General features: G+C 66.3%; 20 protein-coding genes. 13 read left to right on the forward strand and 7 right to left on the reverse strand.

Going from position 1 to position 21,243, the window contains the following annotated elements; translation table 11 throughout:
- Positions 1–14: 14 nt before the first annotated feature.
- From HMPREF3113_RS02125 to HMPREF3113_RS02150, 6 genes are all read right to left on the reverse strand, one after another.
- Positions 15–2,099, reverse strand: coding sequence for an acyltransferase family protein (locus HMPREF3113_RS02125; protein WP_070470543.1), 2,085 nt, complete (start codon positions 2,097–2,099; stop codon positions 15–17).
- A gap of 67 nt (positions 2,100–2,166) precedes the next feature.
- Positions 2,167–2,859 carry a DUF2058 domain-containing protein gene (locus tag HMPREF3113_RS02130; RefSeq protein ID WP_019185949.1) on the reverse strand — a complete coding sequence of 231 codons (693 nt, stop codon included), beginning with the start codon at positions 2,857–2,859 and terminating at the stop codon, positions 2,167–2,169.
- 9 nt (positions 2,860–2,868) lie between these two features.
- Positions 2,869–3,108 carry a SlyX family protein gene (locus HMPREF3113_RS02135; protein WP_019185948.1) on the reverse strand — a complete coding sequence of 80 codons (240 nt, stop codon included), beginning with the start codon at positions 3,106–3,108 and terminating at the stop codon, positions 2,869–2,871.
- Positions 3,101–4,450 (reverse strand): UDP-glucose dehydrogenase family protein, encoded by a 1,350-nt coding sequence (locus tag HMPREF3113_RS02140; protein WP_070425477.1) that lies wholly within the window; start codon positions 4,448–4,450, stop codon positions 3,101–3,103. Before HMPREF3113_RS02140 ends, HMPREF3113_RS02135 begins: the two co-directional genes overlap by 8 nt.
- Positions 4,451–4,472: 22 nt before the next feature.
- Complete coding sequence (locus tag HMPREF3113_RS02145; RefSeq protein ID WP_019185946.1) at positions 4,473–5,453, reverse strand: FKBP-type peptidyl-prolyl cis-trans isomerase N-terminal domain-containing protein; 981 nt, start codon at positions 5,451–5,453, stop codon at positions 4,473–4,475.
- A gap of 84 nt (positions 5,454–5,537) precedes the next feature.
- The gene (locus HMPREF3113_RS02150; protein ID WP_070425478.1) at positions 5,538–6,146 is read right to left on the reverse strand and encodes a glutathione peroxidase; all 609 of its coding nucleotides are present in this window, start codon (positions 6,144–6,146) and stop codon (positions 5,538–5,540) included.
- 14 nt (positions 6,147–6,160) lie between these two features.
- Here HMPREF3113_RS02150 and HMPREF3113_RS18535 point away from each other — a divergent pair, with 14 nt between their 5' ends.
- The 8 genes from HMPREF3113_RS18535 to HMPREF3113_RS02185 all read left to right on the forward strand — a co-directional run bounded on the left by HMPREF3113_RS18535 (position 6,161) and on the right by HMPREF3113_RS02185 (position 11,196).
- Positions 6,161–6,421: a hypothetical protein gene (locus HMPREF3113_RS18535; RefSeq protein WP_139146279.1), complete on the forward strand. Its 261-nt coding sequence runs from the start codon at positions 6,161–6,163 to the stop codon at positions 6,419–6,421.
- A 190-nt stretch (positions 6,422–6,611) separates the two neighbouring features.
- Positions 6,612–6,866, forward strand: coding sequence for a hypothetical protein (locus HMPREF3113_RS02155; RefSeq protein WP_026070209.1), 255 nt, complete (start codon positions 6,612–6,614; stop codon positions 6,864–6,866).
- Positions 6,867–6,868: 2 nt separating this feature from the next.
- The gene (locus HMPREF3113_RS02160) at positions 6,869–7,231 is read left to right on the forward strand and encodes a GntR family transcriptional regulator (RefSeq protein ID WP_019185943.1); all 363 of its coding nucleotides are present in this window, start codon (positions 6,869–6,871) and stop codon (positions 7,229–7,231) included.
- Positions 7,228–8,103, forward strand: coding sequence for an ABC transporter ATP-binding protein (locus tag HMPREF3113_RS02165; RefSeq protein WP_070470544.1), 876 nt, complete (start codon positions 7,228–7,230; stop codon positions 8,101–8,103). The genes HMPREF3113_RS02160 and HMPREF3113_RS02165 overlap by 4 nt, the downstream gene beginning before the upstream one ends.
- On the forward strand, positions 8,100–9,128 hold the full coding sequence (locus HMPREF3113_RS02170) for a hypothetical protein (RefSeq protein WP_019185941.1): 1,029 nt from the start codon (positions 8,100–8,102) through the stop codon (positions 9,126–9,128). The genes HMPREF3113_RS02165 and HMPREF3113_RS02170 overlap by 4 nt, the downstream gene beginning before the upstream one ends.
- 28 nt (positions 9,129–9,156) lie before the next feature.
- A complete protein-coding gene (locus tag HMPREF3113_RS02175; RefSeq protein ID WP_070470545.1) occupies positions 9,157–10,038 on the forward strand; it encodes a DUF4097 family beta strand repeat-containing protein in 882 nt (293 codons plus the stop codon).
- A gap of 28 nt (positions 10,039–10,066) precedes the next feature.
- Entirely contained in the window at positions 10,067–10,675 is a 609-nt protein-coding gene (locus tag HMPREF3113_RS02180) for a DUF2884 family protein (RefSeq protein ID WP_070470546.1), read from the forward strand.
- Positions 10,676–10,770: 95 nt separating this feature from the next.
- A complete protein-coding gene (locus HMPREF3113_RS02185; RefSeq protein ID WP_046273903.1) occupies positions 10,771–11,196 on the forward strand; it encodes a hypothetical protein in 426 nt (141 codons plus the stop codon).
- Positions 11,197–11,363: 167 nt separating this feature from the next.
- Here the strand turns inward: HMPREF3113_RS02185 and HMPREF3113_RS02190 are convergent, their stop codons facing one another.
- The gene (locus tag HMPREF3113_RS02190) at positions 11,364–12,776 is read right to left on the reverse strand and encodes a class II fumarate hydratase (RefSeq protein ID WP_046273902.1); all 1,413 of its coding nucleotides are present in this window, start codon (positions 12,774–12,776) and stop codon (positions 11,364–11,366) included.
- Between the two features lie 295 nt (positions 12,777–13,071).
- Between HMPREF3113_RS02190 and HMPREF3113_RS02195 the strand changes: the two genes are divergently transcribed.
- The 5 genes from HMPREF3113_RS02195 to HMPREF3113_RS02215 all read left to right on the forward strand — a co-directional run bounded on the left by HMPREF3113_RS02195 (position 13,072) and on the right by HMPREF3113_RS02215 (position 21,202).
- The gene (locus HMPREF3113_RS02195; protein ID WP_070470548.1) at positions 13,072–14,394 is read left to right on the forward strand and encodes a hemolysin family protein; all 1,323 of its coding nucleotides are present in this window, start codon (positions 13,072–13,074) and stop codon (positions 14,392–14,394) included.
- Positions 14,395–14,431: 37 nt separating this feature from the next.
- A complete protein-coding gene (gene purB, locus HMPREF3113_RS02200) occupies positions 14,432–15,799 on the forward strand; it encodes an adenylosuccinate lyase (RefSeq protein WP_070470564.1) in 1,368 nt (455 codons plus the stop codon).
- A 63-nt stretch (positions 15,800–15,862) separates the two neighbouring features.
- Positions 15,863–17,266: a ribosomal protein uL16 3-hydroxylase gene (locus tag HMPREF3113_RS02205; RefSeq protein WP_070470549.1), complete on the forward strand. Its 1,404-nt coding sequence runs from the start codon at positions 15,863–15,865 to the stop codon at positions 17,264–17,266.
- 11 nt (positions 17,267–17,277) lie between these two features.
- On the forward strand, positions 17,278–18,186 hold the full coding sequence (locus HMPREF3113_RS02210; RefSeq protein WP_070470551.1) for a GNAT family N-acetyltransferase: 909 nt from the start codon (positions 17,278–17,280) through the stop codon (positions 18,184–18,186).
- Positions 18,187–18,370: 184 nt separating this feature from the next.
- A complete protein-coding gene (locus HMPREF3113_RS02215; protein WP_070425484.1) occupies positions 18,371–21,202 on the forward strand; it encodes a 2-oxoglutarate dehydrogenase E1 component in 2,832 nt (943 codons plus the stop codon).
- The last annotated feature ends 41 nt before the right edge of the window (positions 21,203–21,243 follow it).

Raw genomic sequence — 21,243 nt, forward strand, 5'->3', positions numbered from 1 at the left:
GCGGGCGATGGGATTCAGGGGGCGGCGGCCGGCGCCGTCGCCTCCAGGCGCTTCAGCTGGGCCTGGAAATCAGGCAGCAGCAGACGATTGCCATAGCCGCTGAGATGATCGCCATCGAAGAACAGCGGCTTGCCCTCGCGGGTCGGCAGGCACTGCTCGCCGGGGCACAGCAGCGGCATCGGATCCCAGATCGACGCCCCCGGCAGCGCATCCGCCACCTGCTGCAGGCCGGCCAGCACCGGCGCACGCAGCTGCTCGATCTCGCTGCGCGGCAAAGTCATGCCATTGACGCAGATCGGGTTGTGCCGGTTGAACACATCCGAGCAGCGGTACGGCGGCGCGGGCAGTACCGGCTTGGGCGCTTCCAGCACGATGTACACGCCGCGCTCGGCCAGCGGGGTGAGCTGAGCAATCCAGGACGCGACCTCGGCCCGGCGACCGGCATCGGCCGCCTCGCTCAGATGTTCGGCACGCACCTGCGCGATATCGAACACGGTGTACTGCTCGGACAGACGCGGCAGCCTCAGCCCGGCCAGCAACACCGCATCGCCCGGCTGCGCACGGGCCTGGATATCCTCCAGCACGTTGCGCACATACGCATCACACGCCGGATTGGGGCCCTGCCAGGCACGCAACCCGACCAGCGCGCAGCCACCGCTGCCGTACAGCCGGATCGTTGCGCCATCCAGCACGGCCAGGCGCTGCAACATCTCGTGGTAGGCCAGCGCATGCGAATCACCGGCCACGAACAGCTGGCGCGTGGAGGCGGCGCGTCCCGGGCACTGGCCGCGCTCGTACAGGCGTGCCTGCCCGCCCTGCACCGGCACGTTGCTGACCCGCACGCGGCAGTCCGGGATTTCCTTCTTGAGCCCCTTGGCATAGGGATACCAGTCCAGCGGAGCGCGGCTGACCACGCTGAGCGAGGTGTACTGCTGGGTCTTGACCAGTGCCGTCTGCAGCCCGGCGCCAAGCACCAGCACGGCCACCCCGACCGCGACCCAGCGTGCATTGCTGATGCGCCAGCGTCCGCCATGCCGCAGGGGCTGTTCCACCCAGCGCCAGGACAGCCAGGACAGCAGCGCCACGCACAGCAGCGCGGCCGTGCCGGTGGCCACGGTCTCAAGGCCCACCGTCCAGCGGAACAGCACGAAGACCGGCCAGTGCCACAGGTACAGCGAATAGGACAGGCGGCCGATCGTCACCATCGGCGTGGTCGCCAGCGCGCGGCCGATCCAGCCCCCTGGCGCGCGCTGCAGCAGACCAAGCAGGCCCAGCGTGCCCAGCACCGGCCAAAGCCCGTCGATCCAGGGCGAATGGCCCGGACGCGCGGACCACAGCCCATACCCCAGTGCGCCAACGCTGAGCAGCAACAGCGGCGAGCGCCAGCTGATGCCGCGCGGCGATGCCGTCAGCGGCGTGAACCGGCCGCTGAGCGACAACACCTGGAACAGCAGCACGCCAGCGCCCAGCTGCCAGAACCGCGTGGTGGTCAGATAGAACGCATCGATCTCATGGCCGCCCTGGCGCGCACGGAACACCGCATACCCCAGCGATGCCGCGACCGCCACGCCGAACAGCCCCAGCGATACCCAGCGCCCGCGTGGGCCTTTGGCCCAGGCCAGGAACAACAGCGGGAACAGCAGGTAGAACTGCTCTTCCACGCCCAACGACCAGGTGTGCGTGTACGGGTTGAATTCGGTGCGCGGTGAGAAGTAATCGTTGCCGGTACTGGCCAGCACCCAGTTGCTCAGCCCGACGAAGGCCATGCGCCCGGTCTTGTCGCTGGTTTCGCTGAGCCACGATTCGGGAATCAGCAGCGCACTGAGCATCGCGGTGAACAGCAGGCAGACCACCAGCGCCGGGGCGATGCGGCGCATGCGGCGCGCATAGAAACGGGCCAGCCCGGCCCAGCCGCCCACCGCCGGCAGGCGATCCACCGAGGCACTGACCACGAAGCCGGAGATGACGAAAAACACGTCCACGCCGGTGAAGCCGCCGGGCAACCAGCTGGCCTTGAGGTGGTAGAGGATGACCGCCAGCACTGCGATCGCACGCAGGCCATCGATGTGCGGGAAATACCCGGGACTGCGTTCCTGCATGGCCCTGCTCCTGACATGCAACGGGCGCCTGCCGGCGCCCAGTGCATTCAACAATGGTGGCGTCGGCTTACCAGACCAGGTCGTCCGGCACCTGGTACTGCGGATCGGCGTACGGATCTTCGCCAGCCGGTGCATCCGGATCGACCTTCAGCGCCACCGACGGTGCGAACACCGCTTCGGCCTCGGCCAGCACGGCGGCAGTGACCAGCACGTACCGGCCGTTCTGCTGCAGCACACCGAGCTCACCGGCATTGAGCGCCTTGAGCTGATCGGCGGTGACGTAGATACGCTTGATCTTGCCCCCGTACGGGAAGTGGCGCGCGATGTCGGCTGCTTCGGCGTTGAGGGACTTGCCTTCCAGCAGGACCTCCAGCTTGGCCTTGGCCTCGCGGCGGATACGCGCCTCTTCCTGCTTCAGGCGCTCGGCCTCGATGCGGTCGTCCTTTTCCTTCTGCGCACGGATCGCATACGCCTTGGCGAGATCGATATCCTCGCGCGAGCGCGGCTTGCCAGGCGCGCCCTGCGGCGGGCGGGCGCCGGCAGGACGGCCCTTGCCCGGTGGACGGCGATCACCGTCACGCGCGGGCCGCTGGCCCTCGCCGGGCTTGCCGGCCGGGCGTGCGCCCTGCGGCTTGCCGGCCGGTCGGCCATCGCGGCGCGCATCGGGCCGACGGTCCGGCTTGCGGTCGTTGGTTCGTTCGGGTTTGGGCGCGGCTTTGAAGCCAAGGCCCAGCAGCTGGTCGCGGAGAGTATCGCTCATGACGTCAGATCAGTAATGCGGAGGCGGCGGCTCTTCGGCCGAATCGGAATACAGCGCGGTGCGGACCTTGCCGAGGTCTTCAAGCAGGATGCGGGTCAGGTCGGCATTGCGATTGCCTTCCATGCGCGCATCGGCCAGGGCCTCGCTCAGTTCGGCCAGCGCCTGCTCCTGGAAGGAGACGCGCATTTCCAACTCGATCAGGCGTGCTTCCAGTGCCTGTTCGCGCTCGGAGGGTGTGGACTCATGCATTCAACGAACGTCCCCGGCCAATGCCGTAGTAAGCCAGGCCCGCGGCTTCGATTTCCTGCGGGTCGTACAGATTGCGGCCGTCGAACACGACCGCATCGCTGAGCATCTCACGCAGGCGGATGAAATCCGGGCTGCGGAACTGCTTCCATTCGGTGACCACGACCAGCGCATCGGCGCCGTCGAGGGCGTCATAGGCATCATCGCAGAACACCAGGTCATCGCGCTCACCGAAGATGCGGCGCGCTTCGTCGGTCGCTTCCGGATCGTAAGCGCGCACCCGTGCACCGGCTTCCCACAGCTGCGCCAGCAGGCGGCGGCTGGAGGCTTCGCGCATGTCATCGGTGTTCGGCTTGAAGGCCAGGCCCCACACCGCGAAGGTCTTGCCGCGCACGCCTTCATCCTCGCCACGGTCGTAGTGGCGCTGGATCAGCGCGTACAGATGGCCCTTCTGATGTTCGTTGACGGCTTCCACCGCGTTCAACAGCTTGGGCTCATGGCCGTACTGCTGGGCGGTCCGGGCCAGGGCCTGCACATCCTTGGGGAAGCACGAGCCGCCGTAACCGGCGCCGGGATAGATGAAGTGCCAGCCGATGCGCGGATCCGAGCCGATGCCCTGTCGGACCTGCTCGATGTCGGCACCGACCTTCTCGGCGATGTTGGCGATTTCGTTCATGAACGAAATCTTGGTCGCCAGCATCGCATTGGCCGCGTACTTGGTGAGCTCGGCCGAGCGCACGTCCATCTCCACCACGCGGTCGTGGTTGCGGTTGAACGGCGCATACAGGCGGCGCATCAGCGCGACCGAGTCGGGATTGGACGCGCCCACCACGATGCGGTCCGGCCGCATGCAGTCGGCGACCGCGTCACCTTCCTTGAGGAATTCGGGATTGGAGACCACGTCGAACGCGATCTCCACGCCGCGCTCGGCCAGCGCCTGGGCGATGGCCTCACGGACGTTGTCGGCCGTGCCTACCGGCACGGTCGATTTGTTCACCACCACCACCGGCGCGGTAATGTGCCGGCCGATGGTGCGGGCCACGGCCAGCACGTACTGCAGGTCGGCACTGCCGTCCTCGTCCGGTGGCGTGCCCACGGCAATGAAGATCACCTGGCCATGCGCGATCGCGGTGGCGGCGTCGGAGGTGAAGACCAACCGCGACGCAGCGTGGTTGGCCTTGACCATCGGCTCCAGGCCGGGCTCATAGATCGGGATGATCCCGTTGTTGAGCCCGTCGACCTTGGCCTGGTCGATGTCGACACAGATCACCTGATGGCCAACCTCGGCCAGGCAGGTACCCGTGACAAGACCGACATAGCCGGTACCGAATATCGCAACGCGCATGGGCGGTGGGGCTCCAGATCCGTTACGGCAGAACGTTCAGCAGCTCGACGTCGAACGTCAGCGTCGCGTTCGGACCGATCGGACCACCCGGGGTGCCCTGCTCGCCATAGGCCAGCTCGCCCGGAATCCAGAAGCGGTACTTGGAGCCGGTCGGCATCAGCGACACGCCTTCGGACCAGCCCTTGATCACCTGGTCGAGGCCGAACTCGATCGGCTGGCCGCGCTGGTAGCTGCTGTCGAACACGGTGCCGTCGAGCAGCTTGCCTTCGTAGTTCACGCGCACCTTGCTGGTCGGCATCGGACGCTCGCCCGAACCCGGACGCAGCACCTGGTACTGCAGGCCCGAGGCGGTGGTCACCACGCCCGGCACGGTCTTGTTCTTGGCCAGGAAGTTGTTGCCTTCCACGCGGTTGGTACCGGCCTGGGCGGCGGACTTGGCGTCCATCTCGGCCTGCTTGCCCTTCATGAAGCCTTCCAGCGTGGCCTTGGCCTGCTCGGCGGTCATCTTCGGGGTGCCGTTGTTGAAGGTGGTGCTGACCGCATCGAACAGCGCGTCCAGGTCCAGATCGTCCTTCAGCGGCGCCAGCGACGGGCCCACGGCGAAGCTGCCCAGCATCAGGCCGACCTTCTCGCGGTCCACCTTCGGCGGCGCGGTGCCCGGGGCAACGCCCGGAACCGGCTGGCCGCTCTTGGCCATCACGGCCTGGCGCAGGGCGGCGTCGGTCTTCTGCGCCTCTTCCTGGCTGATCAGCGGCTGCTTGCCTTCAAAGGCATTCGTCACGCCGCGGCGCAGGGCGGCCAGGTCGATCTCGCTGGAGATCGGACCGAACGAATTGGCGACATCGATACCGATGGCGTAGCCAAGCTTTTCGCGTTGGGTATTCAAAGTGGAAGTCTCCTTGACAGCCGCGCGGGCGGCTGGTTGTTGCGACATCGCGGTACCGGTGGCACCCATCGCCAGAATCAGAACCGACGCCGCGGCGCCGCGCATTCCCATCTTCATTCGCTGCATTCCTGGAAGTGACTGGACGCCGACGTCGGCGCGAAAGCAACCATTGTCGCACGCGCGTCCGAGATGTCGATATCGTCAGTGCTTGTTGGCCGTGACAGACAGTTCACGTTCGATCGCCGCGACCAGTTTCGGGTCGTCCGGCGTCACCTTGCTCGGGAACTGCGCCACCACCCGGCCATCCCGGCTGATCAGATACTTGTGGAAGTTCCAGCCGGGCGACACGCCCGTGGCCGTGGCCAGGCTGCGATACAACGGCGTCGCCTCCGGCCCGGTGACGACCACCTTCTGGAACATCGGGAACTTGACGCCATAGGTCAGCGTGCAGAACTCCTGGATCTGGGCTTCGTCACCCGGCTCCTGGCCCTTGAAGTCATTGGACGGGAAGCCCAGCACCGAGAAACCACGCGCGGCGTACTTTCGCTGCAGCGCTTCCAGGCCTTCGTACTGCGGGGTGAATCCGCACTTGCTGGCGGTGTTGACCACCAGCAGCACCTTGCCGCCGTACTGCTTGGCCAGATTGACCTCGCCCTTGCCGGCCAGCGGGCGATAGCTCACATCCAGCAGATCGGCCGCCTGGGCCGAGGCGCCCACCAGCAGGCCGGCCGCCAGCAACAACACGGACCACCGCGCCCGGCGCGGAATGCGGCCGCAGCGGATGGGCGACAACAAAGACACGTGATGCATCGCGACACTCCAGAGTGGGGAAGAACGAAGGCCTGAATGCGCCCGGCGAGGGCGGCAAGGACGGCGGCGGGCACTATATCACCGGTGTTTTTGCCGCCGGACGCCGTTGGTCCGCCGGCAGGACGTCTCGCCGCAATGCGCCGTGGCCGGTCATGGCCCTGTCGATGCTGCCCGCCGCATTCAGCGCCGTTTTGCCGCGTCTGGCGGTGTGGACCGACAGGCCAAGCTCACCGATTCGATCACCTGAATACGGCACCCACTTGCCATACCATTGACATCAATGAATGTGCGCTTGCCCGCATCGGCAGCCCACGTGCAGACATACGTCTTTATATTCAATAACTTGGGAAACCATGGAGGCTGTCACACGCCCCCTGCCATCAGTTGGGTTGCTCGCCCTGTTGATCTTCGGCGTGCCGGTGTTATAGTTGCATACAACACCAGTCACCTAGACAGGGGAAGCCCATGAACCGCATGCGCCACCACCACGCCGCCAAAGCCGTCACCGCCGCCTCGGCGTTGCTGCTGCTGGGCTGGTTCGGCATCCCCTCCGGTGACGCTGGCAGCCCTGCCAGCGCCAATGTGTTTGAAGGCCCGCAGGACGCAGGCGTCATCGAGGCAGGGACCGCCGACGGCGCCCCCACGCCCCCCCGCCGGCTGCACAGCTCCCTGTCCATGCCTTACTTCTCATTCGCGCAGTCGCTGAACCCACGGAGCTGACCATGAGCGATATTCAATGGAGCGATGGTGCTCCGATCTACCGCCAGCTGAAAGAGCGCGTGATCGCCATGATGCTTGACGGCATCATCAAGCCGGGCGACGCCCTGCCTTCGGTCCGGCAGGTTGCCGCCGAGTACCAGCTCAATCCCATCACCGTTTCGCGCGCCTACCAGGAACTGGCTGATGAAGGCCTGGTCGAGAAGCGCCGCGGCCTGGGCATGTTCATGACCGAAGAAGCGGCCACGCAGCTGCGCAGCAGCGAGCGCGACCGGTTCCTCAATGAAGAATGGCCGCTGGTCCTGGAACGCATCCAGCGCCTGGGCCTGAACCTCGACGAATTGCTGCCCCAGGGGAAATCCTCATGAATGCCGTTGCAAGTGATGTCGTCATTTCCGCTCGAGGCCTGCGCAAGGCCTATAAACAGACCGTGGCACTGGACAACACCAGTTTCACGATCGCGCCCGGCCGCATCACCGGCCTGATCGGCCCCAACGGCGCCGGCAAGACCACCCTGCTCAAGGCGCTGCTGGGCCTGACTGCGGTGGAAGGCGAGCTGCGCGTGCTCGGGCTGGACCCGACCGTACAGCGCAACGCCCTGATGAACGATGTGTGCTTCGTCGCCGACGTGGCGGTGCTGCCGCGCTGGATGAAGGTGCGCGAGGCCATCGATTTCGTCGCCGGCACCCACCCGCGTTTCGACCGGGCGCGCTGCGAACGCTTCCTGGCCTCCACCAAACTGCATCCCAAGCAGCGCGTGCGCGAACTGTCCAAGGGCATGATCGTGCAGCTGCACCTGGCGCTGGTGATGGCCATCGATGCCAAGGTCCTGGTGCTGGACGAACCGACCCTGGGCCTGGACATCCTGTACCGCAAGGAGTTCTACCAGCGCCTGCTGGAGGACTACTTCGACGAGCAGAAGACCATCATCGTCACCACCCACCAGGTGGAAGAGATCGAGCACATCCTCACCGATGTGATGTTCATCCGCGATGGCCGCATCGTGTTGACCACCGACATGGAAGACATCGGCGAACGCTATACCGAAGTACTGGTGTCCGCCGATGCCGTGGAGGCCGCACGCGCGCTCAAGCCGATCGACGAACGTGCCCTGCCCTTCGGCAAGACCGTGCTGCTGTTCGACGGGGTGCCACGCGCCCAGCTCACGCCCCTGGGCGAAATCCGCAGCCCGGGGCTGGCGGATCTGTTCGTGGCCATCATGAAGGGAACCTACGCATGAACACCGTCAACCATCCCATCAGCAAGGCCAGTGCGTTCAAGTGGCTGCTCAAGCGTGAGTACTGGGAAAACCGCGGCGGCTTCCTGTATGCGCCGGTGATCGCCGGCGGCATCTCACTGGTGATGAGCCTGCTCGGCATCGTGTTCGGCCTGGTCGCCATGCACCGTGCGGTCAAGAGCGGCGGCATCCACATCGACAACGAAAGCGTCAACATCAACGGCCTGGACCTGAGCCTGCTGACCAGCAAGCTCGATGCCAAGGACCTGCACGACCTGGCCAATGGCCTGGACCTGACCCTGATCCTGAGCTCGGGCTGGCCGCTGATCGTGCTCGCCTTCGTGGTGTTCTTCTACTGCCTGGGCGCCCTGTACGACGACCGCCGCGACCGCAGCATCCTGTTCTGGAAATCGCTGCCGCTGTCGGATACCGCCACGGTGCTGTCCAAGGCCGTGAGTGCGCTGCTGATCGCTCCGATCATCGCGGTGATCGCCTCGGCCCTGACCATGCTCGGCTTCCTGGTGATGATCTCGATCGTGGTGATCGCCCACGGCGGTGATCCGATGATGCTGATCTGGGGCCCTGCCAGCCCGCTGACCATCATCGCCGGCCACCTGTCCTGGATTCCGGTCTACCTGCTCTGGGCGCTGCCGACCGTTGGCTGGCTGCTGCTGTGCTCGGCCTGGGCCAAGACCAAGCCGTTCCTGTGGGCGGTGATGCTTCCGCTGTTCGCCGGCATCATCGTCAGCACCACCAAGGTGATGACCCTGTTCGACCTGACCGGCGGCTGGTTCTGGAAGCATATCGTCGGCCGCCTGCTGCTCAGCGCGGTCCCGGCCAGCGACCAGTTCTACCGCGGTGAGTCCATGTTCAGTGGCAACGGCAACATGGACAACCTGGTCAACGAACTGGGCCCAAGCCACCAGCTGGCCGCCCTGGCCATGCCGGAACTGTGGATCGGGGCTGCCGCCGGCGTGGTGTTCCTGTTCCTGGCCATCCGCCTGCGCCGCCGCGCTGGCGAAATCTGATCCCCCGCCCTTCTTCGAGGAGCCACCCATGATCCGCAAGCTCGCTGTTGCTTCCCTGTTGCTGCTGCCGCTGACCGCGCTCGCCAATGAACCGCAGTGCAAGTTCAACGAACCGCGCGACCTCAAGCTCGACCTGGCCGGTGCCAAGGCCGTGGTGTTCGAAGTGAACCAGCATGACCTGGTGCTGCAGGCCGGCCCCGGTGCGGCCCAGCTCGGCGGGCGCGCCTGCGCCTCCAACGCGGACTGGCTGCGCCAACTCACGGTCACCCAGCAGAAGGTCGGCGACAAGCTCGTCGTCCGCCTGCAGCGCGAAGGGCGCAGCCTCACCATGAGCGGCAGCAGCTATGCCTACCTGGACCTGCGCGGCACGGTGCCGGACACGCTCCTGGTCCAGATGAAGGTCGGCTCCGGCGATGCCAGCGTCAGCGGTGCGCATTCGCTCAGCGCCGATGTCGGCTCCGGGGATATCAAGCTGGAGAACATCAAAGGGCTGGTGACCGCGGCAGTCGGCTCGGGCGATGTCATCCTCGATGGGGCCGGTGCACTGAACCTGCTCTCGGTCGGCTCGGGTGATTTCAAGGCCCGCAACGTACGCGGCGACGCCAAGGTCGGTACCATCGGCTCGGGCGACTTCGAGCTGGATACCGTCGGCGGCAATGTCGAGATCGGCGTGGTCGGCTCCGGCGACACCGACGTGCGCCAGGCCAAGGGCAACGTGCGGATCGGCACCGTCGGCTCCGGCGATACCGAGCTGCGCGACATCGGCGGCAGCGTCACCGTGGAACGCCATGGCTCCGGCGATGTGACGGCCCGTGATGTCGGTGGCGACCTGCGCGTGGCCAACAGTGGCAGCGGCGATATCCGCCACAGCAATGTACGCGGCCGGGTTGAACTGCCGCGCGGCAAGTAAGCCTCTTTACCCTCAACGGATACGGACCATGACAACTCGACTGCTGCTGCCTGCCCTGCTGTTGTGCCTGCCCATCGCCGCCTGTACCGCCCCGGACAGCGGAAAAGGCAAAGCCCCCGCCGACCAGAGCGCCGCCGCCCCGGCCACCAGCGCGCTGGATACCGACAGCATCGGCAAGACCGTGCAGGAGGCCACCGACAAGGCCCGCCGGGAAATTGCCCAGGGCAACATCTCCATCTCCAATGGCAAATCTCCCAAGGCCGAGATCAGCCCCCAGGGCGACCTGCTGATCGATGGCAAGGCGGTGCCGGTGGATGCCCACCAGCGTGCGCTGCTGCAGGACTACCGCAAGCAGGTCGAGTCGCTGGCCAGTGCGGGCATGGAGATCGGCGTGGCCGGCGCCAATCTCGGCGTGAAGGCGGCCGGTGAGGCGATCAAGGGCATGTTCTCCGGTGACACCCAGGGCATCGAAGCGCGGGTGAACGAGGAGGCCAGGAAGATCGAAGGGCAGGCCCAGAAGCTGTGCGGCCTGCTGCCCGGGATGATGGCCAGGCAGCAGGCGCTGGCGGCCGCGCTGCCGGCCTTCCAGCCCTACGCGACCATGGACCAGAAAGACATCGACGACTGCGGCAGGTAAGCGGCCCCTGCCTGCGACGATGCGTCGCAGGCAGGCCCTTCCCGGCGCCAGGGGACTACAATCTGCGTTCCCGCCGCACGCGTTGTTGCCTGCTCATGAAGAAGCTGAGTCTGTTGCTGTTCGCCCTGTTCTGCCTCGTCGCCACCGGTTGCGACCAGGAGTACCGCAATCACCGCGCCGAGCGCAGCAAGCCGAAGATCACCGTCAGCGACGGCATGGTCACCGTGCGCCGCGCACCTGCGCCGAACATCATCATCCTGCCCAACGGGCACATGAAGATCGACGAGATCGAGATCCCGCTCAACGAAGAGCAGCAGGCGATGCTGCAGGGCATGTTCGGCCAGTTGCAGGTGCTGCGCCAGAACACCTTGACCGATGCTCCGCCGGACCCGGCCAAGCGCTCGGTGAAGATCCAGGTGCCCGATGGCATGCAGCCGATCCCGCCGGACCTGACCACGAAGATTCCCGAATTCAAGGATTACACCGAGACCTTCGGCAATCTGCAGGCCGACCGCCACTGACTGAGCCCCGCAGCGGCCGGCAGGCCCCTGGGCAAATGTCCCCCGTCCGCCGCCTGGCAGCGACGACCTCCTCCTTGATTTTGCCCTGGGGCCGACGGCCGCTACGGGGCTCACGCAGAAAAAAACGGGCCATTCGGCCCGTTTTTCGTTTCAGGTAGTACGCGCGCTCAACCGCCCCCGCCGCCGCCGGCGTGGATGCCGCCGGCGGTCAACGCGGCCGGATCGAGCAGCTTGCGCAGCTCGGCCTCGGACAGACCGCTGTCTTCCTTGGCCACCTCCAGCACCGGGCGCTGTTCCTTGTAGGCACGCTTGGCGATCGCGGCGGCTTTCTCATAGCCGATGATCGGGTTCAGCGCGGTCACCAGGATCGGATTGCGATCCAGTGCCTCGCGGACGCGATCCTCGCGCACCTTCAACCCGGCGATCGCGGTATCGGCCAGCAGGCGGGTGATGTTGGCCAGCAGATTGATGCCATCCAACAGGTTCGCGGCAATCAACGGCAGCGTCACGTTCAACTGGAAGTTGCCGGTCTGGCCGGCCACGGTGATCGCGGTGTGGTGGCCGATCACCTGGGCGCACACCATCACGGTGGCTTCGGGAATCACCGGGTTGACCTTGCCCGGCATGATCGAGCTGCCCGGCTGCAGCGCCGGCAGTTCGATCTCGCCCAGACCGGCCAGCGGACCGGCATTCATCCAGCGCAGGTCGTTGGCGATCTTGATCAGTGCCACCGCCAACGCGTTGAGCTGACCGGACAGTTCAACCGCATCGTCCTGCGCGGCCAAGCCTTCGAACTTGTTCTCGGCGCTGTCGAACTTGATGCCGGTCTGCTGCTTGAGCTGCCTGGCCACCTGCGCGCCGAAACGCGGGTCGGCATTGATGCCGGTGCCGATGGCCGTGCCACCCAGTGGCAGCCGGCGCAGGCGCTTGAGGCTGTCTTCGATACGCTCCTGGGCAGAGGACAACTGCGCCGACCACGCACCGAATTCCTGTTCGAAGGTCAGCGGCATCGCATCCATCAGATGGGTGCGGCCGGTCTTGACCACCTTGCGCAGCGCGCGGCCACGCTTGTCGATGGTCTTGCGCAGGTGCACCAGCGAAGGCAGCAGCTGCTCATGCACGCCCAGCAGCGCCGAAACGCGCAGCGCGGTCGGGATCACGTCGTTGGAGCTCTGCCCCTGGTTGACGTGATCGTTGGGATGCACCGCGGTCTTGCCCGCCTTGCCGGCACGATTGGCCAGCGTAGCGATGACCTCGTTGGCATTCATGTTCGAGGAGGTGCCCGAACCGGTCTGGTACACGTCGATCGGGAAGTGCGCGTCATGGCGCCCGTCGGCGACTTCGGCAGCGGCCGCTTCGATGGCCTTGCCGATGTTGCGCGGCAGATGGCCCAGCTCGACGTTGACGTTGGCCGCAGCCCCCTTGACCAGGCCGAGCGCGCGGATGAAACCGCGCGGCATGCGCTGGCCCGACACCGGGAAATTATCGACGGCGCGCTGGGTCTGCGCGCCCCACAACGCATCGGCGGGCACCTGCAGCTCGCCCATGCTGTCGTGTTCAATCCTGAAACCCTTGCTCATTGCTTCAACTCCGCACATCTTTCGTGGATGAAAGGGAACCTGCGGCTGGCAACGGGCCTGATTCCCTGGCTGGCGGCTCTGATCACGATACTCCCAAGCACCGTTGAAACCCAACCACGCGGTGGATCGGCTAGACTCGGGATTCGTTTTCATTCAGACAGACTGCCGCCCCCATGGGTGACGATCCCGACAGTAGTACCGGGCGTGCGAGCGCGCACGCACCGATGACCGCCCTCGCCGCCCTGGCGACCGCGGGTGCCGTTCCGCTCCAGGCAGCAGCGCTGCGGGGCCCCGGATGATCGGCAACCTCCTGCTTCTGCTGCTGGCCCTGCTGCTGGTGGTGCTCAACGGCTTCTTCGTGGCCGCCGAGTTCGCCTTGGTGAAGCTGCGCCACACCCAGGCCGTCGGCCTGGCCGAGAACCATGGCTGGCGGGGACGGCTGCTGCTCAACGTGCACTCGCACCTGGATGCGTACCTGTCGGCCTGCCAGCTGGGCATCACGCTGTCCTCGCTGGGCCTGGGCTGGGTCGGTGAGCCGGCCTTCGCACACCTGCTGCAGCCGTTGTTCGACACCTTGGGGCTGACCCCGGAAGCCTCGCGCCTGACGTCCTTCATCATTGCCTTCAGCCTGATCTCGTTCCTGCACATCGTGTTGGGCGAACTGGCGCCGAAATCGATGGCGATCCGTCGCCCCGAGGCGATGTCGCTGTGGACGGCCGCGCCGCTGTACCTGTTCTATTGGGCCATGTACCCGGCCATCTGGCTGCTCAACAACAGCGCCAATGCGCTGCTGCGCCTGGCCGGCTGGGGCGATGTGGAGCACACCTCGCACCGCTATTCGCGCGAGGAGCTCAAGCTGATCGTGGGTCGCCAGCAACCGCTCGGCAGTGCGCCGGACCAGGACCTCACCTTGATGAGCCACGCGCTGGAGCTGCCCGAGCTGGTGGCCGGCGACCTGATGCGCTCCCGCGACCACATGCGCTCGTTCCGCGAAGGCATGCGCCTGGCCGACGTCATGGCCGAGTTCGCCGAAAGCCGCTACAGCCGCTACCCGTGGTTCGACCGCGATGGCGAGGAAGTGCTGGGCATCCTGCACATGAAGGACCTGCTGGTCGAGATCGCTCGAGGCAATCCCACCGACGACCTGCGCCCGCTGCTGCGCCCGGCCAACCTGATCGCGCTGGAAACCCCGGTACCGCTGGTGCTGGAGCGCTTCCGCACCGGCACCACCCACCTGGCGCTGTGCGTGGAAGAGCACGGCCGCATCCTGGGCTACTTCACCCTGGAAGACCTGCTGGAAGTGGTGGTCGGGGATATCGAGGACGAACACCCGCATATCGTCAAGGATGCCCCCACCCGTGGCGCCGACGGCACCCTGCTGGTGGCCGGCTCGACCTCGATCTTCCGGCTGGAGCGGCTGCTGGGACACGACCTGAGCGCGCCGGACCACCTCAATTCGGTCGGCGGGCTGATCGTGCACCAGCTCCAGCGGCTGCCCGAGGAAGGCGAGCAGCTGGAGATCGACGGGCACCAGTTCACGATTAAGCGCATGGCTGGGCACCGGATCCAGGCCGTGACGGTGCGCATGGCACAGGCCGAGGACGCCGGGGCAGCGTAGAATGGCGGCCCCCGCTGCCACCGATCTGCGCCCTGCCATGTCCGAATTCGCCCTGCTCGCCCTGTCCCCGCTCGATGGCCGCTACGCCGGCAAGGTCGACGCCCTGCGCCCGATCTTCTCCGAATACGGCCTGATCAAGGCCCGCGTGAAGGTGGAAGTGGAATGGCTGCTGGCACTGGCCAATGAGCCGGGCATCGTCGAACTGGCGCCGTTCTCGGCTGCCGCCACTGCACGCCTGCGCGCCCTGGCCGACGATTTCGCCCCGTCCCATGCCGCGCGGGTGAAGGAGATCGAGCGCACCACCAACCACGACGTCAAGGCCGTGGAGTACTTCATCAAGGAGCAGCTCACCGCCGATGCGGAGCTGGGCCCCGCGCTGGAGTTCGTGCATTTCGCCTGCACCAGTGAAGACATCAACAACCTCAGCTACGGGCTGATGTTCGAGCAGGCCCGCCGCGAAGTGCTGCTGCCCTCGCTGGACAACATCGCCGGCGTGCTGCGTGCCCTCGCCCATGCCCAGGCTGCCCAGCCAATGCTCTCGCGCACCCATGGCCAGACCGCCTCGCCGACCACCCTGGGCAAGGAAGTGGCCAACGTCGTGGCCCGCCTGGAGCGCCAGCGCCGCCAGATCGCCGCCGTCGAACTGACCGGCAAGATCAATGGCGCGGTGGGCAACTACAACGCGCACGTCATCGCCTACCCGGACGTGGACTGGCCGGCCTTCGCCCAGCGCTTCGTGGAAAGCCTCGGCCTGGTGTTCAACCCGTACACCACCCAGATCGAGCCGCACGACAACGTCGCCGAGATCGGCGATGCCGCGCGCCGCGCCAACATCATCCTGATCGACCTGGCCCGCGACGTCTGGGGCTACATTTCGCTGGGCTACTTCAAGCAGAAGCTCAAGGAAGGCGAAGTCGGCTCCTCGACCATGCCGCACAAAGTCAACCCGATCGACTTCGAAAACGCCGAAGGCAACTTCGGCATCGCCAACGCCCTGTTCGAGCATTTCAGCGCCAAGCTGCCGATCAGCCGCTGGCAGCGCGACCTGACCGACTCCACCGTGCTGCGCGCGGTCGGCACCGCCTTCGGCCATACCCAGGTCGCCCTGGACTCGCTGGCCAAGGGCCTGGGCAAGCTGACCGTCAATCCGGAACGCCTGGATGCCGACCTGGACGCCGCATGGGAGGTGCTGGCCGAAGCGGTGCAGACCGTCATGCGCCGCCATGGCCTGCCCAACCCCTACGAACAGCTCAAGGCGCTCACCCGCGGCCAGGGCATCACCACCGAATCGATGCAGGCCTTCGTTGAATCGCTGGACCTGCCCGGCGACGCCAAGCAGAGCCTGCGCGCCCTGACCCCGGGCGGCTACATCGGCCTGGCAGCGGATCTGGCCAAGGCGATCTGAAGGCATGGGCGCCGCCCTGCTGCGCCCCCGAACTACCGTCTACACGCTCCAAGGATCTCCCCCATGGCCGCACGCAAGATCAAAACCCCCGTCATCGACATCCAGGCCCGCCCCGGCCTGCCGCTGGGCATGCCCGCCGCTACCTTCCTGCGCGATTACTGGCAGAAGCGCCCGCTGCTCATCCGCGGCGCCTTCCCCGATTTCGAGACCCCGGTGCAGCCCGAAGACCTCGCCGGTCTGGCCTGTGAAGAAGGCGCGCTGTCGCGGCTGATCACCCACGACCGCGCCACCGATGGCTGGACCGTGCGTACCGGCCCGTTCCAGGAAGAAGAATTCCCCGGCATGCCGGACCACGACTGGACCCTGCTGGTCCAGGACGTGGACAAGTGGGACGCCGACGTGCGCGCCCTGATCAGCCACTTCGATTTCCTGCCGCGCTGGCGCATGGACGATGTGATGATCAGCTTCGCCGCCACCGGCGGCTCGGTCGGCGCCCATGTGGACCAGTACGACGTCTTCCTGCTGCAGGCTTATGGCCACCGCCGCTGGCAGATCGACGCCAGCGAATCCATCAAGGGCAAGCGCCCGCCGCTGGACTTCCGCGACGACGTCGAACTCAAGCTGCTGCGCCGCTTCAAGCCGACCCACGACTGGGTGCTGGCCCCGGGCGACATGCTCTACCTGCCGCCGAACGTGCCGCACAACGGCGTTGCCGAAGACCCCTGCCTGACGTTCTCCTTCGGCATGCGCGCCCCGGCCTCGGCCGAACTGATCAGCGACTACCTCGATACCCTGATCGAGGGCGCCGACGAGTCCATCCGTTACCAGGATCCGGACCTGAAGGTGCCGGAGGATCCGAACGAGATCGACGTGGTCTCGATGAACCGCGTGGTCGAAGCGCTCAATGCGATCCGCATGAACGACCCGGACAAGCTCGGCGACTGGTTCGGCCGCTTCATCACCACCTACCGCGCCGCCGGGGAAGTGATGGCGCACGGCGAACCGCTGCCGCGCGAGGAGATCGAAGCCGCGCTGGGCGCGGGCGTGGAATTGCAGCGCCACCCGTGGGCGCGCCTGGCCTGGCGCCGTGCCAAGCGTGGCGCCAGCCTGTACTGCAGCGGCCTGGACTTCGCCCTGCCGGTCAAGGATGCCCAGGTACTGGCCGGCACCGAACAGATCGGCGCGGCGCTGTACCAGAAGCTCTCGGCCAAGGGCCGTGATGCCGTGCAGGCGCTGGTCGCCGGCGGCTTCTACCAGCTGGTGGACGATGCCGGCCTGGAGGATGAAGACGACTACGTCGCCGAGTACGACATCGTCGACGGCACCGACGCGGTCGAGGTCATCGATGACGAGGCCATCGAGGCCGACGTGCACGAGGTCACCATCCATGACGACGGCATCGAGGTGATCGTCGATTTCGACGACAGCGACGAGACTGACGGCAAGGACGAGCCCCAGCGCGGCTGATCGCGCCCGCCATGAACGGCCCAGGCTTCCACGTTGATGTGGTCGACTACCCGGCGCAGCACGCCGCGCTGCACCGGGTCCGGTTCACCGTGTTCGTCGACGAGCAGCAGGTCCCCGCCGAACTGGAGATCGACGCGCTCGACCCCCTGAGCGTGCATGTCCTGGCCTGCGACACCGCCGGCACCCCGATCGGGGCCGGACGGCTCACCCCGGACGGCCGGATCGGCCGCATGGCGGTACTGGCGGCCTGGCGTGGCAAAGGCGTCGGCGAAGCCCTGCTGCTGGTCCTGGTCGACCAGGCCCGGGCCCGGGGCTGGCGCGAGGTCGGGCTGCATGCGCAGCTGCCGGCCCGCGTGTTCTATACCCGGCAGGGCTTTCTGCCGGAAGGCGAGATCTTCGAAGAGGCCGGCATCGCCCACCAGCACATGCGCCTGGCCCTGTCCGGTGCAGTCGCAATCGAGCGCGCCGAAGAGGCCGTGGCGATCACCACCGCGTTGATCCACCGCGCCCGTCGCCAGCTGTGGATCCACAGCCGCCAGCTCGACCCCGGCCTGCTCGATGCACCGCCGGTGCTGGAAGCGTTGCGCCGCTACGCCACCGCCCGCCACGACAAACAGGCCTGGCTGATCGTCCACGACAGCGCCGCCATCCGTCGGGCCGGCTCACCCGTGCTGAGCCTGCTCCAGCGGCTGCCGAGCGTCTTCCGGGTGCGCGAGGTGAGCGATCCGATCGACCGCGCGACGCCATCTGCCTGCCTGCTCAACGATACGGGCGACTACTACTTTCGTCTGAGCGGCCACCGCTTCGATGGCGAGGCCGGGCTGGCCCAACCGGCACGTTCACGACCGTTGCAGGAAGGTTTGCAGCGCGTATGGGAACGTTCGCGTGATTGCAGCGAACTGCGGGCACTCGGCCTGTAGCCCACCGCACGGCCCCGAACCTGTCTGGGAATGACACCGCGGTTCCCGCACTGGACCGTACGGTGCCCCTTCCTGTCGCGTTGGGGGTACAATTTGGGGCGTTAGATACCGCCCGCGCAGGCTATTCACTTTTCCCTGCCGGATCATCGAAGCCTTACCCCACAAGCGAATCCGACTCTCCATCGTGGACAATCAACTGAAGCAGTTTGCGCAATCTTCGCAGCTCGCCGGCGGCAACGCCTCCTATATCGAGGATCTGTACGAGCAGTACCTCGTTTCTCCGGACAGTGTCGATCCCAAATGGAAGACCTACTTCGACGGCTTCCAGGGCCGCGAAGCCGGTGATATTCCGCATTCGGCCGTCATCGCCCACATTGCCGACGCCGCCAAAAACGCCATCAAGAGCGGCACCGCCGATGGTGCCGGCGACGAGCGCGAGCGCAATGTCGGCCGCCTGATCACCGCTTACCGGTCGCGTGGCCACCTCGGTGCCCGCCTGGATCCGCTGAGCCTGACCGCGCCGACCAATCCGCCGGACCTGGGCCTGCCGTTCCACAGCCTGTCGGAAAGCGACCTGGGCAGTGAGTTCAGCACCGGCGGCGTCGCCGGCCAGCCGCGCATGAAACTGCGTGACCTGCTGGAGCGCCTGAAGAAGACCTACACCGGCTCGATCGGTGCGGAATTCATGCACATCTCCGAGGTCGAGCAGCGCCAGTGGCTGTACCAGCGCCTGGAAATGGCCGGTGGCAACTACAACCTGGACGCAGACACCCAGCGCCGTACCCTGGAGCGCCTGACGGCTGCCGAGGGTCTGGAGCGCTACCTGCACACCAAGTACGTGGGCCAGAAGCGCTTCTCGCTGGAAGGCGGCGATTCGCTGATCCCGATGATGGACACCATCATCCGTGACGCCGGCAAGGATGGCGTCAAGGACGTGGTGATCGGCATGGCCCACCGCGGCCGCCTGAACGTGCTGGTCAACACCCTCGGCAAGAGCCCGCGCAAGCTGTTCGACGAGTTCGAAGGCAAGTTCGAGCACGACGACCACGCCTCCGCCGGCGATGTGAAGTACCACATGGGCTTCTCGGCCGACGTCGCCACCGCCGGCGGCGCGGTCCACCTGGCGCTGGCGTTCAACCCGTCGCACCTGGAAATCGCCGATCCGGTCGTGGCCGGCAGCGTCCGTTCGCGCCAGGAACGCCGTGGCGATACCGCCCGCAAGCAGGTGATGCCGATCCTGATCCACGGTGATGCGGCCTTCGCCGGTCAGGGCGTGGTGATGGAGCTGTTCCAGATGTCCCAGGCCCGCGGCTTCGCCGTTGGTGGCACGGTGCACATCGTGGTCAACAACCAGGTCGGCTTCACCACCTCCAATCCGGAAGATTCGCGCTCCACGCTGTACTGCACGGACGTGGCCAAGATGATCGCCGCGCCCGTGCTGCACGTGAACGGCGACGATCCCGAAGCGGTCGTGTTCGCCGCCAAGCTGGCCTTCGAGTTCCGCCAGAAGTTCAGCAAGGACGTGGTCATCGACCTGATGTGCTACCGCCGCTGGGGCCACAACGAAGCCGATGAACCGGCGATCACCCAGCCGCTGATGTACCAGGTCATCCGCAAGCACCAGACCACCCGCGAGCTGTACGCCGCGACGCTGGAAGCCGCCGGCGTGATCGAAGCCGGTGGCGGCAAGGCCCTGGTCGATGCGTACCGCAACAAGCTCGATGCCGGCGAAGTCACCACCGAGCTGGCCCAGGTCGAGAAGACGCCGGCCACCAGCAAGATGTACGTGGACTGGCCCAAGCTGCTCAACGGCAAGCTGTCCGACGCCGTCTCCACCGCCGTGGGCATGGAGAAGGTCAAGCAGCTGGCGCAGATGATCAACACCGTGCCCGAAGGCGTGGAACTGCACTCGCGCGTGGCCAAGGTCTATGACGACCGCCGCAAGATGGCCGCAGGCGAGATCCCGGGCGACTGGGGCTTCGCCGAGAACCTGGCCTACGCCACCATCCTCGACGAAGGCAACAACCTGCGCCTGGTCGGCCAGGACGTCGGCCGCGGTACGTTCACGCACCGCCACGCGATCCTGCACGACCAGAAGACCGACAACTACTACCTGCCGCTGCGCCAACTGGTCGAGTCGCCGGAACAGGCCACCATCATCGATTCGCTGCTCAGCGAAGAAGCCGTGATGGCCTATGAGTACGGCTTCTCCACCACCGATCCGAACACCCTGTGCATCTGGGAAGGCCAGTTCGGCGACTTCGCCAACGGCGCCCAGGTCGTGATCGATCAGTTCATCGCCGCCGGCGAAGCCAAGTGGGGCCGCATCACCGGACTGACCCTGCTGCTGCCGCACGGTTATGAAGGCCAGGGCCCGGAGCACAGCTCCGCACGCCTGGAGCGTTTCCTGCAGCTGTGCGCGCTGGAGAACATGCTGGTGTGCGTGCCGTCGACCCCGGCGCAGGCGTACCACATGCTGCGTCGCCAGATGCGCATGACCACCCGCAAGCCGCTGATCGTGATGTCGCCCAAGTCGCTGCTGCGCCACAAGCTGGCCGTGTCGACCCTGGACGAACTGGCCAACGGCGAGTTCCAGCACCTGATCGGCGATGCCAACGCAGACGCCAGGAAGGTCAAGCGCGTGGTGCTGTGCTCGGGCAAGGTCTACTACGACCTGCTGGAAGACCAGACCAAGCGTGGCCAGGACGATGTCGCCATCATCCGCGTGGAGCAGCTGTATCCGTTCCCGCGCGTGGCACTGGCAGCAGAGCTGAAGAAGTACGGCAAGGCGGCCGATGTGGTGTGGTGTCAGGAAGAACCGCAGAACCAGGGTGCCTGGTACCAGATCCGTCACCACCTGCAGGCGTGCCTGGCCGATGGCCAGAGCATCCATTACGCAGGTCGCGCCCGTTCGGCATCGCCGGCCGCTGGACACATGGCTGACCACATCATCGAGCAGCAGAAGCTGATCGCCGATGCCCTGGTCAACCCGTTCAACGACTCGGTCGCTGAATAACTCTCCCCCTCATTCTAGAAAAGACAAACCAGGAAGCTCCC

The sequence above is a fragment of the Stenotrophomonas sp. HMSC10F06 genome (genome assembly GCF_001807865.1).
Classification (GTDB): domain Bacteria; phylum Pseudomonadota; class Gammaproteobacteria; order Xanthomonadales; family Xanthomonadaceae; genus Stenotrophomonas; species Stenotrophomonas bentonitica_A.

Excerpts from the sequence above, each read along its gene's own strand:
- HMPREF3113_RS02145 (WP_019185946.1), bottom strand. The coding sequence starts at position 5,453 with ATGAAGATGGGAATGCGCGGCGCCGCGGCGTCGGTTCTGATTCTGGCG.
- HMPREF3113_RS02175 (WP_070470545.1), top strand. The coding sequence starts at position 9,157 with ATGATCCGCAAGCTCGCTGTTGCTTCCCTGTTGCTGCTGCCGCTGACC.
- HMPREF3113_RS02180 (WP_070470546.1), top strand. The coding sequence starts at position 10,067 with ATGACAACTCGACTGCTGCTGCCTGCCCTGCTGTTGTGCCTGCCCATC.
- HMPREF3113_RS02125 (WP_070470543.1), bottom strand. The coding sequence starts at position 2,099 with ATGCAGGAACGCAGTCCCGGGTATTTCCCGCACATCGATGGCCTGCGT.
- HMPREF3113_RS02165 (WP_070470544.1), top strand. The coding sequence starts at position 7,228 with ATGAATGCCGTTGCAAGTGATGTCGTCATTTCCGCTCGAGGCCTGCGC.
- HMPREF3113_RS02195 (WP_070470548.1), top strand. The coding sequence starts at position 13,072 with ATGATCGGCAACCTCCTGCTTCTGCTGCTGGCCCTGCTGCTGGTGGTG.
- HMPREF3113_RS02140 (WP_070425477.1), bottom strand. The coding sequence starts at position 4,450 with ATGCGCGTTGCGATATTCGGTACCGGCTATGTCGGTCTTGTCACGGGT.
- HMPREF3113_RS02210 (WP_070470551.1), top strand. The coding sequence starts at position 17,278 with ATGAACGGCCCAGGCTTCCACGTTGATGTGGTCGACTACCCGGCGCAG.
- HMPREF3113_RS02150 (WP_070425478.1), bottom strand. The coding sequence starts at position 6,146 with ATGCATCACGTGTCTTTGTTGTCGCCCATCCGCTGCGGCCGCATTCCG.
- HMPREF3113_RS02135 (WP_019185948.1), bottom strand. The coding sequence starts at position 3,108 with ATGCATGAGTCCACACCCTCCGAGCGCGAACAGGCACTGGAAGCACGC.
- HMPREF3113_RS02160 (WP_019185943.1), top strand. The coding sequence starts at position 6,869 with ATGAGCGATATTCAATGGAGCGATGGTGCTCCGATCTACCGCCAGCTG.
- HMPREF3113_RS02130 (WP_019185949.1), bottom strand. The coding sequence starts at position 2,859 with ATGAGCGATACTCTCCGCGACCAGCTGCTGGGCCTTGGCTTCAAAGCC.
- HMPREF3113_RS02185 (WP_046273903.1), top strand. The coding sequence starts at position 10,771 with ATGAAGAAGCTGAGTCTGTTGCTGTTCGCCCTGTTCTGCCTCGTCGCC.
- HMPREF3113_RS02170 (WP_019185941.1), top strand. The coding sequence starts at position 8,100 with ATGAACACCGTCAACCATCCCATCAGCAAGGCCAGTGCGTTCAAGTGG.
- HMPREF3113_RS02190 (WP_046273902.1), bottom strand. The coding sequence starts at position 12,776 with ATGAGCAAGGGTTTCAGGATTGAACACGACAGCATGGGCGAGCTGCAG.
- HMPREF3113_RS02205 (WP_070470549.1), top strand. The coding sequence starts at position 15,863 with ATGGCCGCACGCAAGATCAAAACCCCCGTCATCGACATCCAGGCCCGC.
- purB (WP_070470564.1), top strand. The coding sequence starts at position 14,432 with ATGTCCGAATTCGCCCTGCTCGCCCTGTCCCCGCTCGATGGCCGCTAC.
- HMPREF3113_RS02155 (WP_026070209.1), top strand. The coding sequence starts at position 6,612 with ATGAACCGCATGCGCCACCACCACGCCGCCAAAGCCGTCACCGCCGCC.